This window comes from Ruegeria sp. BG8 (assembly GCF_056538325.1).
This window is the reverse complement of record NZ_JBQFSZ010000004.1, coordinates 68,522-83,854: the sequence shown is the minus strand read 5'-3', so window position 1 is coordinate 83,854 and position 15,333 is coordinate 68,522. Positions and strand designations below refer to the sequence as shown.

The window sequence follows — 15,333 nt, the reverse complement described above, 5'->3', positions numbered from 1 at the left end:
GCTTACAGCGAACGGCGTCTTATGTTTGTTAAGTACCTCCACTCATAGCCAAGTGGTTCAGATGTGCAACTAAAAGGTGTCACGCACTGAAGACAGTGTTTTGATACGAATTCTCGCAAATTATTTGGTCGACAAAACCGACAAAACCGACAAAACCCGTACAAGTGTGAGTTCTGTCAGTTTTGTCGGTTTTGTCATGAGGCTGTTCACTGTTTCGCCAACTGGATCATCGGATTGACTATGTAGAGTCGAGAACGTCGCCCACCCGTTGTGCCTGAAGGTTGCTCCACCAATCGGATAATATCGCCTTCTTCCAACATCTTGAGGACTGGGTTTAATTCACCCGCTGTTGCCAATCCCGACCGGTCCAAGCGCAGAACCTCGCGAGATGTAAAGCGGTCCCAGGCTTGCTCGCGGATTACAGCCACCAAACGCCGTGCAGCCCGCTCGGTCTTGGACAGCGACGCCCTTGCATAAGCACGCTGCGCCATTGGCAAAGCGTAGGATGTGACAAACAACGCTGCCCGCTCAAAATCCGCTGCCGTGACTTGGTGCGCCTCATCTTCGATCCCCGATGCCCAATCGAGATAAGACAACACCAGGGCAAGCCGAATAGTCATGCCAGAGAGCTTACCTATATACGAGAGCAACAATCCGTCTGCTTTTGCCTCCAAGTCCCTTACGTAGCTACGTAACGTATCGAGGTGGTCGCGGGCTTCTTCCGTAAACGGAATGAGCCAAGGCCGGGTCACGTCGAATTCATCCGTTACCATACGTAGGGATAGGAGCCTGGTGAGCGCCCGATCAATAAACGCATCATCAGGAATGGATTGCGGGCGCTGTATCGGAACGGGGTCCGGCCAGATCGGTATTAACCGCGCCAACAGGCCGTCATCGTCAGAGTTGATCAGCAAGCCGTTCAATTTGTCTGGCTGGATACCACCCACCACGCCAATGGAGAGCCGGTCTATGTATACGGGATCACGCCCCATGCGTTCGACCGTATACGCGCGACCACCATAAGCTTCGAGCCAGAAAGGCCGATCCGAACCACCGCCGGAGTAGCGTGTCATGCCTTGCAGCCAACCCGCCAACTCATCCCGCGCTGCCAAAGTGCCGCGCGCCTGCTTCTCCAGGATCACAGCCAACCGCTCAACGGTGCCGTCAGCTACGCACAGACGCGGTAGAAACGGTTCTTGACCAGGATTAGCCGCATCAGGTCGTTCCGGCGGCGTGGACCCGTCTTTGATCGCGGCCTTGGTGGCTTCTTTCCAAGTGCTTTCCGCAATCTTGGCAATCTCTGCCCCCTCACGCCATTGGGCAAGCTCTCCCTCGGCACTCTTGCGGAGTTCCCGCTCAGCCTTGCGCAGCGGCGTCAGAACAGCATCCAAACCAGGAGATTTGCCGCTAGACGGCAAGCCGATTACCATCGTCCATAAAATTGGTGGTTCCGACCAGCCTGCCCAGGGAGACGCCCAACGGGTGTTTCCAATTAATGAACCGGCGACTGCCAACAGAGCGGCCACGATGTAGTCCGGCGGCGATGACTTTGCCTCAGCGGCAACCGTGATCCATTGCGCCCATTTTGGTCCAAAGACCTCTTCCAGAGGCAGCCTAGGCGCTGCGGTGCGTTCATCCCGCGAGAACCGCGATGCCGGCTCCGGCCAATCCGGCGCAAAACTCTCTTCTTTCGGATGGATTGTCATTGCGCTTTTGCCTTTCCCGTCAGCACGTCGTTCCAGTCGGTGCCGTCAGGTGCAGGCAGCAATGAGACACGCCAACCCAAGGCATAGGCACGATGAGCCAGCACTTGCGCTGCTGCGTTGCCAACCGCATCGCCATCCGACGCAATCACCAATTCGCCAGGATGATCCGGCAGGTTCAGGGATTTCATTCCGCTGGCGCTCAGCGCCGCCCAAACCTCTATGGGTCCATCCAGCAGGCCGGAAAGCAGCGACAACCCGGTTTCGATGCCTTCTGTTACCACAAGCCTACCCGGGGTATGGGTAAGCCGAACCGCGCCACCTTTTGTCGTGCCGAGCATGGCCTTACACGGGGTATACTGGGATTTGCCTGTGCCATCTTGGCTTAGGTAGGTTCGATGCACAGCATCCGATCCGCTACCCGTCACTTTGCCGACAAGCGCGGGCAGCCTTTTGGCCGCCGGATGCCAGCAATCGCCGTGAAAGCGAAGGCTTGCGGGCAATGCGCAGGTAATACCCCGTTTGCGTAGATAGGTTTCAGCCAGTGTGCCTTGTATGGGCTTGGTTTCCTGCCAGAGATTGCGCGCGATTTCTGCAAGGCGTTGCATGTGGCGGTGTTCGTTTTCACGATGCTTGTTCAAAACATCGCTGCCGATTGGCGAATTACCGACGATACCGCCTGCCAAACCCATCCCTTTGAGTGCATCCAGAACACTCACAAAGCTGCACCCGGCATGACAAGTCAGCAAAAGCTGACCTGAATGCCCGTTTGCGATGCTCAAGCTCGGCGAGTGGTCTTCATGGGCAGGACAACAAGCCGTCCCAGAACGCCCGGTCCAGCGTCCACCTAGGGCGCGCGTGATGGTTTCAGCATCCATTAATTCCAGCCTCCCGCCTTAAAGCACTCCGGGAGCGCGGCAAGTTCGGGCGATGAGACGCCCAGAAACCTGTGCTGGAACCGCAAAAGGGCGTTTCGGGTGGTGCAGTAGCCCAAGTTGCGCCACCGAGCTCCAGCACAGGTTTTAACCGTTACACGCTGTTGAAAGAGCCACTGAAGGTCATCTTTGCAAACCGCGACGCGATAGCGATCAAGGTTAAACAGTACACGTTCGTAGTTCGCCGATGTTTCGTGATGCTTTGTCATGGGTTCATGCCGCCTCGCTTGAGCGGCTTTCCAGCCAGGTCAAAACATCAGACTGACGCCAGCCCACAGCGCGCTTCCCAAGCTTGATCGGCTTTGGGAACGTTCCGTCGGCAATCATGGCGTAGATGGTAGACCGGGAAAGACCCACCAGGGATTCTACGTCTGGCCTGCGATAGATTTTGTCTTGCATTTCAATTTGCCTATTCGAGCGCCGCGCCATTTCTTTTGACGCGAACCGTTGTCGGCAGTATCGAGAAAGGCAGGGATTGCTCTAATTCCTAACTTTCCGTCGGTTCCGGTGTTGGCGCATCGGGGCCGACACGAAGCGCTAACTGCCAGTAAGCGCCGCGTAAGTCCGAATAAGCACAGCAAAAAACACCTGCCAACAGGCTCTCGAAGAGAGGGTAAAACCTTTTTGTTTCAATTACTTGTTTGGTGTCGTGGGGGACTAGGTAGGAAAATCAAGGAAAATGCAGTTTTTTTGGACGGAAATTCTAAGTGGCTGATTTTTCACTATTCTTTTTTCAAGAATTTTTCCCAGGCAACCATCATCTTACGGCGGCGCTCCAAGGCATCCGTTCTGCGGTAGGCGCGCACAACCATACTGTCTACATTATGCGCAAGTGCCAGTTCCGCCATGTGGTGATCGTAACCTTCCTCAGCCGCCCAATCGCGGAAGGTGGAGCGTAGCCCATGCGGAACGGCAGGTGATCCGCTTTTGGCGTCAAAATAGCCAGGGCCTTCTTTTGCGAGGTCAGCCTTGTGCATCTTCCGCATGACGGAAGACAACGCCATATCTGAAAGCATGCCGCCCTTGGCTCCAAAGAACATGTAGGGCGAGCCTTCGAGCCGAGGAAGCTCTTTCAGCATAGCAATCATGGAAGGGGTTAGCGGAACGCGATGCTGCCGCCGCGCTTTCATACGCGCCGCCGGTATGGTCCAGTGACCCGCCTCAAAGTCGACTTCATCCCAGACCATGCCTCTTACTTCGCCGGATCGCGAGACCGTCAGAGCCGCAAATTGTAGCGCCTTGATCGACATACCGTCCCGGCTTGAAAGGTCAGCCCACCAGCGCCCGGTGTCATTCTGCGCTAGCGCAGGGTGGTGCTTCACGGTCGTGACCTTACTTGGCTTAGGCAGGACTTCAGACAAGTTGCCTTTCCACCGCGCCGGATTGTCGCCAAAGCGCAATTCGTTTACGGTTGCCCAGGACAAGACCTTTTCGATGCGCCCGCGTAGGCGGCTGGCGGTTTCAGTCTTCTCTTCCCAGATCGGTTTGAGAACCGAGACAATGTCGGTGAGCTGGATAGCTGCCACTGACCTATGGCCGATCACTGGTATCGCGTAGGTGTCCAATGTCGCGCGCCATTGCTTCTTGTGTTTCTCGCTACGGAATTCCGCGAGCTTGGCCTCAAGGTACTTTTCGACAACGCTGGCAAAGTCTGTGTCCATTTTGGCTTTGCGTTTGTCGGCCAGAGGATCGCCGCCTAGATACGCCTTGCGTTTGTTCTCTACCGCTTGTTCCCGCGCCATCGACAATGTGACCAGGGGGTAGTTTCCAAGGCCAATTTCTCGCCGCTTGCCAGAGATTGTGATCCGCTGCACCCAATACTTGCGGCCATCTTTATCTATTCTTAGAAATAAGCCGTAACGGCTTTTGTCGAAGTATTTTCCTGGCTTGGCAATGTTCTTCACAAAGGTTGCCGTGAGGGCTTTTCCTGTTGCCATAAGTCTGTTCGTTCCGTGTTTTTATCCATCATTTTATCCCCCAATAGATGCTGGATTTTACCGGAACATACAAGACCATATCGGATGCTAAAACATGGAATTATTGTTTAAAAAAAATATCTTATTGGTATGAAGAGGATTTCATCGGATCATCAAATGGCTGCCTGTCTCTCCGCCACCAACCCTCACCACCGGTCTCTGGCGACAGGCTAACTGGCAAGCCCCCGAAACAGGCTGGCTTTTGGGCCTCAATCCGTTGTTCTGCGCCAACAACTTCCCCGAAACCCGGAGACACGCGCGCCATTTTGACGGTCTGTCTCTGCGCGTTTGATGCAAGGTCCGGTTTGGGCAATATCGGGGAATTTTTTGCCAATTCAGGTAAATAACAGGTGAGTTTGGGCCTATTAACTGGGCGTTTAACCCGTGACTTGGCGTGATTGAGACCGTGAAACGGGGTTTTTGGTCAATTTAGCGGGTAGCGCCAGCGCAGCTTCAGTCGATCAAATATTGCGCCAGCAGCTGCTTTTGCTCTGCCCAGCTTAAGGGTATGTCGAAACTCAGCAGACGCGCCAGCGTGAACTTTGTGATATGGCGTCCTTCGAAGATGACATTTTGCAACTCCGGTGCCAGAAAGGCGGGGCGGATCAGCGTTCGTCGGTAGCAGTCTTTGGAAGCATCGTCGAACCAGGGCATGCCTTTGCTGTCGCGCTCCAGCATTGCGTGCGCATCGCGCAGGGCTTTGACAAGCACCGGATCCGGGCGGCTGACAGGTGTATACGCAAGGATGATCTGTGGCGCGCCGTCTTTGCTGCCGACGCAGATGGGTAGTGACAGTCTGACCCATTTTGGATGCGCCGCATCTTCACAGACATCCTTATCCGGTTGCAGCTTTTCACGGATTTGATCGATGTATCGTCGTCCAAGCCATAGAGTCACGCGATCCGATTGCACGTCGATGCGTTTGATGAGAGATAGTTTGACTTCAACTTGTTCGGGCATCAAACGCCGCAAGGCATCGGCGAGCGCGCCTTCGAGCTTCTCCGAGGACACCCGCATAAGCGGTGTGGCATCGTCTCCGTCGTGATGCTTCACAGAATTTGCCAGATAGTAGCGGTAAAGTTTGCCATGCCGGCCGTTAGAGAACGTGGGTGTCATGGGACGACCGTGCGGGTCGAAGATGCGTCCCGCCAGTGGAGATCTGACCACCTGTTGTCGTGTCGCGCGGCGGCGGACCGAGTTCCTGTCGAGCTGCTGCTGCACGACACCGAACAAAACGGGATCGATGATCGCCGCGTGTTGGACAGGATAGCTTTTGTCCTCGTGCACGGTCTCGCCAAGATAGGTGCGGTTGCGCAGCAGGTGAAACAACGCGCCACGGCTGAAGACCTGATCGCCGCGGACCTTGCCGGCGCTGGTTACATAGCGCTTCGATCTGATGCCTGCTTTGTACAGGGTGCTTTCCAACTTGTGGACAAAGCCAAGCGCGAGATAGGTCTCGAAAATGTGCCGTACGGTATCTGTTTCTTCTGGGTTGACCTTCAGACTACGGCTTCCGGGATCAGGCGCATCGTATCCCAGTGGCAGACCGCCGCCCATCCACATGCCTTTCTTTTTGGAGGCCGCGATCTTGTCGCGGATGCGCTCCCTAGTGACCTCGCGGGTCATGTCAGATTAACTCTGCTTGAGCGGGGCAGGGCGGTCGCGAAGTTTCTGGCAATGACCAAACCTGCCTCCTTCAAGTACTTCAAAACCAGTCCCGAGATCATCTGCCTGGCGGTAATGCTGTACATCCGATTCCCGCTTTCCTTGCGTAATGTCGAAGACTTACTTCACGAACGCGGCATCGATGTCAGCCATGAAACCGTCCGATATTGGTGGAATAGGTTCGGCCCGGTGTTTGCTGCGGAGATCCGAAGAAAACGCGTCCAACAACTTCGCGCATTCTCGAAATGGAAGTGGCATGTGGATGAGGTTTTCGTAAAGGTGAACGGCAAGAGACACTATCTTTGACGCGCGGTCGATCACGAAGGTGAGGTGCTCGAAGCTGTCGTCAGGAAACGACGAAACAAATCTAAATCATTGAAATTTCTAAATAAATTGATGAAGCGCCATGGTTGCGCAAATGAGATCGTGGCCGGCCGTTTTGCATCCTATAAGACGGCGCTCCGAGAAATAGGCGCGGTGGACAAACAGCGTACGGGCAGGTGGCTCAACAACCGCGTTGAGAACTCGCATATTCCGTTCCGATGAAGAGAACGCGCCATGCAACGTTTCAGACGCATCCGAAGTTTGCAGAAATTCGCCTCCGTCCATTCCTCCGTCTACAATCATTTCAACCAGGAAAGATCAATCGCAAACAGAGACACCTTCAAGCTGATACACGCCGCGGTTCTTACCGAGTGGCGCGAACTTGACGGGGGATAAAGGACAGCCTCACTGGCCTAACAGAGACGAGTTCGAATACGTCTGACAGCACCGTTTTCGTTATATAATTACTTCAATTAGCAAGGATTTTTCGTCAGTCGAGACAACTTCAAACTAACACGCACCGCCGCACTTAGCGAGTGGCGACAACTTTGTTCAGGATAGTTTCGTGGTTTGGTTTCCCAAACCCAGTCTAAGTTGTTTGGCGAAAATACTTGAACAATATCCTCGATCGGGACCATTGTCTCGTAAAGCCCCGCACGCGACCGGTACTGGGGTTCAAAGCCTGGATAGCAGCGACTGTAACCTTGAACGCAGCGAACTCCCAAACATGATCCACAAACATCATTTCACGTCGGAGCTCTGTCCGTTTCGGCAATGCGCAGAACTGGCCACCTAGCTGCAGTGCATTCGTTTGAACCGGCCGCCGTTCTCCAAAGACTACAAAAGATACGTATAGCGTCGTTTCATCGACCAATATGCATCGCTCGGCCATGATATCTCCTGGGGCTCGGTAAGAAACGCTGTTCTGATATTGAAGTACTCAGTGCGCCGGACAACATCCGTCGGACAAAGCTTTTCGCCTACCACGCATTGAACTAATGAATTTCAACGACCAAAATTTTGCAACCGATGCTACGGCACCTCAAAAAAGACTATTGCACTTTGTTTTTCCCTTGCTGCCCAATCCTAAGCACAAAGCTAACGGTTTGCTTCAACGTCGCCACGAGCAAATAATGACGATCCATCCGTTCAGCAATTGCAGCACGGATGGTCAATTCTTAAAAGACCATAGCTTATTCAGCCCAAAGGTGACGATTAACAACAGCCCCGTTGTCAGAACCTGAGCGATTGGATAGGGCAGTCGCAGAGAAAGCGTTAGAAATGCCATTAGAACCGTATTCAGCACGACAGCCAGAAACGCGGTGAAAAAGAATTTTGGCGCGGTTTTGCGGTGCTGGGCGGTTGATTGGAAAGTGATGTTTCTGTTCAGGACATAGCTGACGATGGCACCGACAAGCGCTCCGAACAGGGACGCTGTGACCGGTTGTACCCGGGCCGCTTCGACCAGACTGAACAAAACCGCATAGTGGCAGATTGTTGCAATCGCGCCGACACTAAAAAAAGTGGCGAACTGGCGTAGTATGGATGTTTGCCTCATGCCCATGCTGACCTCATCTTGTCGAGGCTAAGCCCGCAATCGCACCGAGCAGGTTGTCACGTGTCAGCGGATCAAAGCGGAAGACAACTTGGCTCTGCTCAGCGGGGATAGGAACGGATCGAAACAGATCGTCATGTTTTACAATTTCAACCACCTGTCCGTTCACAGTGGCACTCCAGCCCGGATAGTAGAAATCGCGCAGAACGAGCGTTCCTGCGTCGCCTGAACCGACCTCCATCTCGACTTCGGAATTTTCGTAGGTTTTGACCGAGATCTCGCGTTCCAGTCCAGACCCATTGCCCGAGAGGACAACGGCACGGGGCAGAGCTTGAGTGTTTTCATAGAAGTACGCCGTGCGCCATTTGTGCTTTGCCATGCCCAAAAGGGTAAAGTGGTCGGCACTGAAACCGGGGTCGATTTCATCCAGCGGCGCGCCGCTGACGACATAGCGCAGGCCAAGCTGTTTTGCCATTTCGCTATCATAACCCGTCATTTTGTCGCCAAAGCGGCGTTTGGTGCTGGCGTTATTTTGCATGTCCGGCGCTATATGTTGCTCGAATCCAGAAAGGCGTAGTGGGTTGTAACCCAAAAGTCCCTGGGACTGGACCACTTGCGGCAGGTTCTGGACCACAGGACCCAACCCGATAATCTCGGTGCGCCAGGGCACGCCGAGCGGGTCTGTCTTCGACAACAGGGGCAGTACTTGCGCAAAGATCGGATGATCACCGGGCTGTTCGAGGACCTGGTATGCCTCGGGCTGACGGGCGTTCATGCGGGTGTTGGACGAGTGAAAGACGAGATCTGCCGCCACAATGCCCACGAGTGCGACAAGCGCCATCTGGCTTGGCCGTCCAACACGCTGCGCGAAGACAATCGCGACAACGCTGGCCGCAACAATAGCCCCCGGAACAATTAGGCTGTTGGCAAAATCTGCTAGCCGCTCATAGCTGAGCGCCAACCCAAACATCCGGCCAAACAGGGCCAGCAGGGCAATTGGGACCAGCAGAGCCAGCAGCCAATTGCGATGGGTCAGGCGTAGCAGCAGACCTTTTTGGATCAAGGCGCCGGTCAGCAGGGCCAGTGAGAACCCAAAGATGAACAAGGCGTCTGAGGGGCGGCGAAACAGATCCACGCCGGGAATTGCGTCATAGAAGACGCGAAAAACCGGTGTGTAGCGACCAAGCGCATAGATGGCACAAACCAAGCAGGCGATCGCGAAGAACCGAGCCTCTTTTGCGAAAAGCTGGCGTTTGAGGATGCCAAACCAGACGATCGCCACCAAAGGCACCATGCCGCAATACATGTGCAGCATCCCGCGATGGATCTTTAGCCCTTGTTCGCCCCAGATTTGGCTGGTCGGTCCCCAATACTTACCTCCGTCCAATCGCAGAGATCCAAAATACTCGGGCAGTATGAAGGTAAACAGCGCTGCGGGATGTAGCGATTGCCAGCTTGCCTGCAGATAGGAGAATTCGGGCCGGTTGCTGTCGTTGGCCAGTTGCAACAGCAATATCACGGGTACCGCAATCAGCAGCAGGGACACAGTTCCGCCAATTGCGACAGGCAGATGGATCTTCCGCATGGCCCCGGGACGCTGGTGCCTAAAATCGTAGAACATAGCGGCCAACCAATAGACGAATAGCAGCCACGCCCCCAGATAGGCCACGTGATTGCGGTCAATCAACACAAGCGCCAAGGCGATGCCAAAGGTCAATCCCCTCCAGACGCTGCCATAAACCAGCACGGCCTTGAGCCGCCAGAGCGCTACGGCCAGCCACATGTAACTGACGGTCATCAACATATGTTCCAGCCGCAGGCTGGAGGGTCCGGCCATCATGTAGACCAACGCGGCGATCAATGAAGCCTCCCACCGCCATCCGCTGACCTTGCCGAACCCGAAAATGGCAAACGCGCCGATCAGCAGATGCAGCAGATGCACTGCATCTACTAGATGCATACTGGGCGCAGGGCTGATCAGGATGGGAATCCAGAAGGTCGGGGTCCAGATCGCCGATTGCGGGTCGGCGATCATTGGAAAGCCGCCGTAGTGATGTGGGCTCCAATCAAAGCTGCTGCCGGAATGCCAAGCGTCAGCAACGAACCGGATCATCGGATAGAAGTGGTTTTTCGCATCGTAGGGGATGATCCGACCATCCAGAAACCAGGGCCAGCAGAACGCGAGCCAGATCACGGTGATGGCCAGCAGGCAGCAGGCCGAATTACGTTGGTCTTTGGACAGCATGAACAGGGCCCGGGTCAGGAGGACAGCTGTTTGATTTCGGCAACCTCAAGGTCGCGAGACCGGGTCTGATCAAAACCACGTTTGGTGCTGATCAGATAGAGCGGACGTTGTTTTACCTCTTGCAAGACCCGCCCCAGGTAATCGCCGATGATGCCCAAGCCTAGCAGTTGAATGCCCGAGAAGAAGCAGATGGCCACCATCAAAGACGCGTAGCCCGGAAGGTCGATGCCAAAGATCAACGTTTTGGCAAAGATGAACCCTCCGTAAGCAAAGGACGGGATCGCGAGGAACAGTCCGACATATGTCCAGATCTTCAACGGTACCGTTGAAAAAGAAGTGATGGCCCCGAGTGCGAACAGATACAGCCGCAGGATGCTCCAGGCGGATTGACCCTCGGCGCGGGGGGCGACTTCGAACGGGACGGCAACACGCTTGTAGCCAACCCATGCATACAGTCCTTTGGTGAACCGCTCTCGTTCCGGTAAGGACAAAAGCGCATCAACCACCTTGCGGTCCATCAGCAGGAAGTCCCCGAGCCCTTTCATCAATTTCACATCCGAGACCGCGGAAAATAACCTGTAGAAACTGCGTGTCATAAAGCTGCGCAGGGGGCCGTCACCATCGCGGGACGTGCGCTGCCCATAGACAAGCTCGGCCCCGTTTTTCCATTCGGCACAAAAGTTCTGGATGATTTCGGGCGGGTGCTGAAGATCGGCATCAATCTGGATGACTGCCTGACCCGAGGCATGGGTCAGCCCGGCATTCAGCGCAGCTTCCTTGCCGAAGTTCCGGCTGAATACTAGGCACTTTATCCTGTCGTTCTTCTCGGCCGCCTCAAGTATACGGGCGGCAGTGTCGTCACGGCTGCCATCGTCAATCAGGATGATCTCGTATCGCGGCTCGGTCTCGCTGACCACTTGAACCAGTCGGTCCAACAACTGATCAACGTTCTTGGCCTCATTGAACATAGGGACAATGATCGAAAGAACCGGCGGGGCCGCCGCTGGGCCGAACCGGGAAATCTCAGAGCTGAATGTCATTTGAACCCCCGATTGAGTACTTGAGTTGTTTTCTTGGAAGACCCTGTATTTGCGGATAAATGATTGAACTTGCAGAGTCGAACAATGGGCGCTCAAGCTCTCTCAACATCACGTGACAATGACCGAAGGAACCGTAACAATGATGCATTTCAGGCTGTGTTCGGATGATTTCGGACTGCATCAGGGAACGGATGACGGGATTGTCGAACTGGTCTGGGCCGGGCGTCTGAACGCGGTCAGTTGCATGAGCGTGGGCAAGACTTTGGATAAAAACGCGCCCAATTTGGTGCAGGCCGCCGCATCAGCGGAACATCATGTTCAGATCGGGCTACATCTGACGTTTACAGAGTACGCTCCGTTGGGGGCCATGCCGCATCTGGCCCCGGATGGGGTCTTGCCCACGGTCGGAACATTGATCAAGCGCGCGCATCTGAATCAGCTGAACCAGACAGAGATCGTCGAGCAGATCAAACAACAGGTGCACATCTTCTCCGAGACGTTTGGCAGATCACCCGATTTTCTGGACGGCCACCAACATGCCCATATCTTACCCGGTATACGTGACGCCGTTGTTGCAATCGCTAAAGATTTGCCGCGTGGAGTATGGGTTCGGTCCTGCGATTTGCCCTTGGCAGAGATTGGACGTCTGGGCGTAGGTGTGCGCCGCGCTGCGGTCATCTCGACCCTTTCGCGGGGTCTTAAGCGCAGGCTGCGGCGCCAAGGTATTCCCACCAATAACCTGTTTTACGGGGTAAACGATTTTGATCCGGACCAAGAGTTTGGCGGATTGATGCAACGCTGGCTGACTGCTGCCGGGAACGCGAAAAATTCGGCGCTGATCATGTGCCATCCCGGGCATGCCCATGAGTCCGGCATATGGGATCCGATCGCAGCCCGTAGGCCGGATGAGCTGTCTTACTTGGCCTCGGCGCAGTTTTTGCAGGACATGCAGGATAATGACCTAACCCTTGCTGCGCCAAGGTCCTGAGTTTGGGCTTAGAAAGCATAGTCCTGAAAGAACTCGAGCCCGACATCCGGATGCGTTGTCGCAAGCCCCAACATCCAGGTTGAGAAATCAATCGCTTCAAGCCGCCGAACCTGCAGGCTGGGATCTTTGGCGGAACATCGCCACATGAATTCCAGGTTTTCGTGTTCGTACCGGCAGGCACCGGTTTCCCACAGTGTCTTAAGTTCGGTCAGAATGGTCTGCGTCCCATCGGTCATGTCCACTGGCAGAAATCCGGCCATGATCGCGGGTGATGCTGTTTGATTGGGATTTTGACCCAACCGCGCCACGCCATAGCGGTATTTCTCAATTTGGTCCTGCTGGTCGAACACGATCTCGGACCCTGCGCCCAGCCCCCACAGACCCGCCGCCGCGCCATTGTTTTCAAACCACTGTCGGTCGGCTTTTTTCAACTCGCGCAGTTCTTCCAGAAAGGCCGGATCGCGCGCGTAGTCGCCACACAGATAGAAAGCAAACTGATGCGTGAAATGCGAAGGTACGCTGCCGCTGGGTTTACCCAGAAGCGTCAGGTTTTCATATTTCGGCATTGGCAGGTCTTCGACCTCGTCAAAATGGCTGTGCCAGAACAAGGTGGCGTCCCCTTCATTTCGGGTCAGCCGTTCGAAACGGGCCGCCATGCAAGGCAGTAGGGCGTATTCGTCAAAGGGAATGGTGGCCACACTGTCAGTAGGACGTTCGGCCTCGGCACCGTAAAAGACCAGATGGATCGAGCCCCGTTTGGGGTCTCGGATGGCCGTAGTCCAATTGGTCGACATCACCAATTGCTGTGCCAGTTGCGCTGCCCTTGGAATAGGCATGTTCTCGCGTTTGGCTTTGTCGACCAGATAATTGCTCAAAATCGCGGCACCCGCGCTGAGGATGGCGGTATCGATGGTCGAGTATTTGTCTTTGCTTCCTTTGGGCACTGCGCCCGTCTTGGCGTTGAACCAATGACGGTACCACCCATTGGCAGAACGCTCGACGGCGAAGCTCGTGTGTTGGTTCAGACCCAGCAGATGCTCAAGCGTGATCTCGGCTTTCTGCTCAGCATCAGAAATCACGCCGGTTGCGTCACCAATTGCAAGGCTGATCAATCCCATTCCGCTTGCAGCTATGGATGAAATCGGCGACCCGTTTCTGTCGTCCAGACGTATCGAGTCCAGATACTGACCAGTCTCGCCATCGCGGAATTTCTGATCATAGAGCAGCAAAGCATCCCGCAGGCGTTCAGCTGCAAAGGCGCTCAGATCATCAGCCCGGACCGGGGCTGCCAAAACCAAAGCGCATAAAAGGAAACGGAGCATGGAAATCTCTCGGTAACAAGTTGACAAAAATCAGCTATTCGTGAAGCGCCCGCTTGGCATCACACAATTTGGTGTGCACAGAAAATTGTGAATTGCCCGTGATCATCTTTGGGGTTTCGGTATCTGATGCAAGCTCTTGGGTATTAACGAGTTCAGATGCCGCGGGTGAATGAGCCTCACAGGATGGACATTGCCGCTTCGCCAAACCGAATTCACCTTGGTTCAAGCGGGCTCAAAGTTTTTCTGGAGCGCTTCTGTGTGTCTCTATCTTCAGACGTGACAATTATTGGCCTTCACAAAGCAGAAGGTTGAAAACGACTCCAACAAGTGTAGGTTGCGCGTCCCTGACCAAAGCCGTGCCCTCACGCATCAAATTGGGATGGGAATTTACCCAAAATGCACGATGTAGCACGACGCCTGATAACGGAGTCAAGATGTCGGTAGCGGTACGTCGGGCCATTCGGTTGTCACCTCCGCTTGAACCCCGCGCTCAAGATATGTTGACAGAACCACATAGCTCTTGCTGCTTTTTACACCCGGCAGAATGTAGAGCTGCGCCAAAAACTCTTCGAGCGCTTGTGCGTTCGCAGTGCGCACTTTGATGATCACACAGGTATCTCCGGCAACGGAGTGCATTTCTTCAACCTCGGGAAAGTCATGAAGTCTCATCATGCGTTCGCTTTTGCCCCAGCCATCCGCCTCAACATGAACGAAGGCGAGGAAGTTCTTTCCGCATGACGGGACATCAAGTTGCGCGCGGATCCCCTTGATGACTTGTTGCCTGAGCCGCTTTACACGCTCGTGGACGGCAGGGGCGGAAAGTCCGACCTTTTCACCGACATCAGCGTAGGTTGCACGGCCGTCGTCTGTCAGAGCGGTTAATATTTTTCGGTCGAATTCATCCAAAGGGCGCTTTGACTGAACAATTCGCTGAAGATCTTCTGTTTCTTTTGTCATGTCGCTAGATACGCCTTTTCGAAACCTTTTTCTTCGGCAATCGTACCATAATTCAAAAGGATATTCAGATGAAGTTAAGAACGATAAACCCATCCGAAGGAATTTACCCAGCAACACGTGACTATTTTCATGGGATGGAGGTCTCTGGTGCGACACGGCAATTATTCGTTAGTGGTACAATGGGTTTGTCCGAAGATGGATCTGCTCCTGCTGATCTGGACGCGCAGCTTGATTTGATCTGGAAGAATTTGCGACGCATCTTGGCTGAGGCTGATATGACAGTTGAAAACATCGTTCGTTTGACCAGCTACCTCGCTCGGCCTGAGTACGCGGAGAAGAATCAAGCGGCCCGCGAAGCTGCGCTTTGTGGCCACGTCGTGCCGACGACAGCGATAGTTGTGACAACACTCGATGCGTCTTGGCTGGTCGAGATTGAAGTGATGGCCATGAGCTAGGTTTTTCGAACAAGCGATCACTTGCGCAACCGCATCGAATGCACACTTCTTACGGGTTTTGCCAGCCTGACAAGACCAAAACGAATTGCGTTGATATCCGATTGCGGACGATCCGTTTCGGCACAGACAATATCAGTGAAGTGCCCGAAGCAGACCATTCTCTTATGG

Annotated in this window: 12 protein-coding genes and 1 pseudogene; 3 read left to right on the top strand and 10 right to left on the bottom strand. The window is 54.4% G+C overall.

The features are described from left to right. Window positions 1–206 precede the first annotated feature (206 nt). The 5 genes from ACR0DG_RS10005 to ACR0DG_RS09985 form a co-directional block, all read right to left on the bottom strand. A complete protein-coding gene (locus ACR0DG_RS10005) occupies window positions 207–1,706 on the bottom strand; it encodes a DUF3987 domain-containing protein (protein ID WP_480697423.1) in 1,500 nt (499 codons plus the stop codon). After that, window positions 1,703–2,581: a DUF7146 domain-containing protein gene (locus ACR0DG_RS10000; protein ID WP_480697421.1), complete on the bottom strand. Its 879-nt coding sequence runs from the start codon at window positions 2,579–2,581 to the stop codon at window positions 1,703–1,705. Before ACR0DG_RS10000 ends, ACR0DG_RS10005 begins: the two co-directional genes overlap by 4 nt. Before the next feature lie 270 nt (window positions 2,582–2,851). After that, window positions 2,852–3,037: a helix-turn-helix transcriptional regulator gene (locus tag ACR0DG_RS09995; RefSeq protein WP_480697419.1), complete on the bottom strand. Its 186-nt coding sequence runs from the start codon at window positions 3,035–3,037 to the stop codon at window positions 2,852–2,854. Window positions 3,038–3,360: 323 nt separating this feature from the next. Further along, complete coding sequence (locus ACR0DG_RS09990; protein WP_480697417.1) at window positions 3,361–4,575, bottom strand: tyrosine-type recombinase/integrase; 1,215 nt, start codon at window positions 4,573–4,575, stop codon at window positions 3,361–3,363. A 492-nt stretch (window positions 4,576–5,067) separates the two neighbouring features. Next, entirely contained in the window at window positions 5,068–6,240 is a 1,173-nt protein-coding gene (locus ACR0DG_RS09985) for a recombinase family protein (protein ID WP_480697415.1), read from the bottom strand. Between the two features lie 51 nt (window positions 6,241–6,291). On the opposite strand from ACR0DG_RS09985, the pseudogene ACR0DG_RS09980 reads away from it, so the two are divergent. Then, window positions 6,292–6,999 (top strand): annotated as a pseudogene (locus ACR0DG_RS09980) (IS6 family transposase). A gap of 775 nt (window positions 7,000–7,774) precedes the next feature. On the opposite strand, the gene ACR0DG_RS09975 reads toward ACR0DG_RS09980, so the two are convergent. Genes ACR0DG_RS09975 through ACR0DG_RS09965 form a run of 3 tightly spaced genes read right to left on the bottom strand, consistent with a single transcriptional unit; the run spans window position 7,775 to window position 11,443 of the window. Further along, window positions 7,775–8,167 carry a GtrA family protein gene (locus tag ACR0DG_RS09975; RefSeq protein ID WP_480697413.1) on the bottom strand — a complete coding sequence of 131 codons (393 nt, stop codon included), beginning with the start codon at window positions 8,165–8,167 and terminating at the stop codon, window positions 7,775–7,777. A gap of 7 nt (window positions 8,168–8,174) precedes the next feature. Then, the gene (locus tag ACR0DG_RS09970; protein ID WP_480697411.1) at window positions 8,175–10,403 is read right to left on the bottom strand and encodes a glycosyltransferase family protein; all 2,229 of its coding nucleotides are present in this window, start codon (window positions 10,401–10,403) and stop codon (window positions 8,175–8,177) included. A gap of 14 nt (window positions 10,404–10,417) precedes the next feature. Next, complete coding sequence (locus ACR0DG_RS09965) at window positions 10,418–11,443, bottom strand: glycosyltransferase family 2 protein (protein WP_480697409.1); 1,026 nt, start codon at window positions 11,441–11,443, stop codon at window positions 10,418–10,420. Between the two features lie 118 nt (window positions 11,444–11,561). Between ACR0DG_RS09965 and ACR0DG_RS09960 the strand changes: the two genes are divergently transcribed. Continuing rightward, window positions 11,562–12,431, top strand: coding sequence for a ChbG/HpnK family deacetylase (locus tag ACR0DG_RS09960; RefSeq protein ID WP_480707134.1), 870 nt, complete (start codon window positions 11,562–11,564; stop codon window positions 12,429–12,431). A gap of 8 nt (window positions 12,432–12,439) precedes the next feature. Here ACR0DG_RS09960 and ACR0DG_RS09955 read toward each other — a convergent pair whose 3' ends face one another. Beyond that, window positions 12,440–13,753 carry a hypothetical protein gene (locus tag ACR0DG_RS09955; RefSeq protein WP_480697405.1) on the bottom strand — a complete coding sequence of 438 codons (1,314 nt, stop codon included), beginning with the start codon at window positions 13,751–13,753 and terminating at the stop codon, window positions 12,440–12,442. A gap of 429 nt (window positions 13,754–14,182) precedes the next feature. After that, window positions 14,183–14,803 carry an Lrp/AsnC family transcriptional regulator gene (locus ACR0DG_RS09950; protein ID WP_480707132.1) on the bottom strand — a complete coding sequence of 207 codons (621 nt, stop codon included), beginning with the start codon at window positions 14,801–14,803 and terminating at the stop codon, window positions 14,183–14,185. On the opposite strand from ACR0DG_RS09950, the gene ACR0DG_RS09945 reads away from it, so the two are divergent. Next, complete coding sequence (locus ACR0DG_RS09945; protein ID WP_480697402.1) at window positions 14,779–15,165, top strand: RidA family protein; 387 nt, start codon at window positions 14,779–14,781, stop codon at window positions 15,163–15,165. The two genes, ACR0DG_RS09950 and ACR0DG_RS09945, sit on opposite strands and share 25 nt — an antisense overlap. The last annotated feature ends 168 nt before the right edge of the window (window positions 15,166–15,333 follow it).